Raw genomic sequence first — 3,042 nt, forward strand, 5'->3', positions numbered from 1 at the left:
TTCGCCCGGTTCGAGCAGGACGGCCAGGTCGGGGACGGTGATGTCCGCGCCGTGCGCGAGCAGGGCGTCGGCGTGCCCGATCCGGTCGACGCCGACCACGAAGCCGAAACCGCCGGCCCGCCCCGCCTCGACCCCGGCGAGCGCGTCCTCGAACACCGCCGCCTGCCGGGGCTCGGCACGCAGCTCACGGGCCGCGGCAAGGTAGGTGTCCGGCGCCGGCTTGCCCGCCAGGTGCTCACGCGCCGCGACCGCGGCGTCGATCCGGACGGGCAGCAGCCAGTCGATGCCGGCCGCGGTGAGGACCTGTGCGCAGTTCGCGCTCGACGACACGACCGCGCGTCCGGCCCCGGCGGCCGCCAGCGCGCGCAGGTACCGCACGGACCCCGGATACGCGGTGATCCCACCCGCGCGGAGCCTGGCCAGCAGGATCTCGTTCTTGCGCTTCCCCAGCCCGTGCACGGTCTGCGCCGTCGGCGGATCCGCCGGGCTGCCCACGGGCAGCTCGATGTGCCGGGACGCGAGGAACGACCGGACACCGTCCGCCCGCGGCCTGCCGTCCACGTAGGCGGGATAGTCGTCACGGACGCTGAACGGGACGAACGGGCCGCCTGCGTGCCGGGCCCGCCGCTCGAGGAAGGCGTCGAACATCTCCTTCCAGGCCGCGGCATGGACGGCGGCCGTCGGGGTCAGCACACCGTCCAGATCGAACAGACATACCTTGATCTGTTCGGGCAGCCCGAGCATCCATCCCTCCCCTCGAGGGAGCCTGTGACCGTCCTACTACCCGCAACACCCCCGCCTGACCGCGCGACCGGCGGGGGTAACGTCCCACGCACGGCCCGGCATCCCGGAAGGCCGGAAAACGGGCTGGGAAAAGGGAAGCGAAGGAGGGGCCAGCGTCCGTGGCAACGGTCAGCGGCAGAAGCCGTCCCCGCAAGACCGGCCGGACCAAGGCCAACGGGCGCGGCGACGGCATCGGCGCGATCTCCGGGACGTCTTCCGCCGGAAGCACTCCCCCCCGGACATCGGCACCCAGGACATCGACGGCGCCCGCGGCGCCAGCGGCAGGGACATCGACGTCGCCCGCGGCAGGAACCTCGACGGCGCCCGCGGCGCCAGCGGCAGGGACATCGACGTCGCCCGCGGCGCCGGCGCCCACCGAGGCGACGCGGGCCTCCCGGTCCGCGCTACCGGCGTGGAACCGCCTGTGGCTGCCGCCCGTGGCCGCCGCCCTGGTGTTCGTCGCGGGACTCATCGACATCGTCTCCGCGGTGACGCCCGGCTGGCGCAGCCGTCTCGACCTGATCCGGCAGATCCTGCCCGGGTCGGTCTCCCGGCAGGCCGCGGCGTTCACGGTCGTGGTCGGGCTCCTGCTGCTGCTCCTGGCGCGCGGCCTGCGCCGGCGCAAGCGCCGCGCCTGGCACGGGGTGGTGGCCCTGCTCACGGCGAGCGTCGTCCTGCACGTGGTCAAGGGCCTCGACTACGAGGAGGCGGCCGCCTCCGCCGTACTCGTCGCCGGTCTGCTGCTGGCACGCGGGGAGTTCCAGGCCAAGGGGGACCCGACCACCCGGTGGCGGGCGCTGTGGGTCGGGACCGCCCTCGCCGCCGCCTCGGTCATGATCGGCATGCTGCTGCTCCAGGTCGGTGGTGGGCGGCTGCTTGGGGCGCACCCGCTGTCCGCCCAGTTCGCGCACGTCGTGGACGGCCTGGTCGGCATCCACGGGCCGCTGCGCTTCTCCTCCGAACGGGTCTCGGATCTTGTCACCCGGACGCTGCTGACCATGGGCCTGCTCACGATCAGCGCTGTCGTGTACCTCGTGCTGCGGCCACCACGGCCGCGGCCGAAGCTGTCCGAGGACGACATCACCGGCATGCGCGCGCTGTTGGCCTGTCACGGTGACGCCGACTCGCTGGGCTACTTCGCCCTGCGCGCCGACAAGACCGTCGTCTGGTCGGCGACGCGCAAGGCCTGCGTCCCCTACCGGGTGGTGTCCGGGGTGATGCTCGCCAGCGGCGACCCGCTCGGCGACAACGAGGCGTGGCCGGGCGCGATCCGGGAGTTCCTGCGGATCGCCGCCGAACATGCCTGGATACCAGCGGTGATCGGATGCTCCGAGACGGGCGGCAAGGCGTGGGAGCGCGCCGGCCTGTCCGTGCTGGAGTTCGGTGACGAAGCCGTCATCGATGTGGCGGCCTTCACCCTCGAAGGTCGCGACATGCGCAACGTCCGGCAGGCCGTCGGCCGGGTCGAACGGGCCGGCTACACCTGCCAGGCCCTGCGGATGCGTGACCTGCCCGCCGAGGAGCGGGCCCGGCTGCGGGCGCAGGCCGCGGCATGGCGTGGCACCGAGACCGAACGCGGTTTCTCCATGGCGCTCGGCCGGATCGGCGCGCCCGCCGACGACGACTGCGTCGTCCTGATGGCCTTCGACCGCGGCGGGGACGGCCCGGCGGGCGGCGAGCCGCGGCTGCGTGCGCTGCTGCACTTCGTCCCGTGGGGCCGCCGGGGCCTGTCGCTGGACCTGATGGTGCGGGACCGTACCGCCGACAACGGGCTGAACGACTTCCTGATCGTCTCGGCGGTACGGGCCGCGGCCGGGCTCGGGGTGGAGCGCCTGTCGCTGAACTTCGCCTTCTTCCGGGCCGCGCTGGAGCGCGGGCAGCGGCTCGGCGCGGGCCCGGTCACCCGTTGTTTCCGGAACCTGCTGGTCTTCCTCTCCCGCTGGTTCCAGATCGACAGCCTCTACCGGTTCAACGCGAAGTTCCGCCCGGCCTGGTCGCCCCGCTACGTCTGTTTCCCGGCGAGCCGGAACCTGCCGCGCATCGCGCTGGCCATGCTGGAGGCCGAAGCCTTCCTGCGCTGGCCCCGGATGGGGGTACGGCCCGCCGCGTACCGGCTACGGCGGCCCGCCCGCCCGGCCGGTGTCTGCCCTCGTAGGTAGAAACCGCCGCTCCAGCAACGTTTTCCACCTACGGGCGCACGGGCCGTAGGTGGAAAACGTCGTCGCCACAGCGGTTTCCACCTACGGCAGCGGCCGTCCC

2 protein-coding genes are annotated in these 3,042 nt (G+C 73.4%); one reads left to right on the top strand and one right to left on the bottom strand.

Going from position 1 to position 3,042, the window contains the following annotated elements; genetic code table 11:
- Positions 1–744 (bottom strand): HAD-IA family hydrolase (locus AC5LUJ_RS20895; RefSeq protein ID WP_493465571.1); only part of this gene is annotated, 744 nt, incomplete at its 3' end.
- A 467-nt stretch (positions 745–1,211) separates the two neighbouring features.
- Between AC5LUJ_RS20895 and AC5LUJ_RS20900 the strand changes: the two genes are divergently transcribed.
- The gene (locus tag AC5LUJ_RS20900; protein WP_250285598.1) at positions 1,212–2,942 is read left to right on the top strand and encodes a phosphatidylglycerol lysyltransferase domain-containing protein; all 1,731 of its coding nucleotides are present in this window, start codon (positions 1,212–1,214) and stop codon (positions 2,940–2,942) included.
- Positions 2,943–3,042: the final 100 nt, after the last annotated feature.

The sequence above is a fragment of the Protofrankia sp. CiP1_Cm_nod3 genome, from assembly GCF_982290655.1.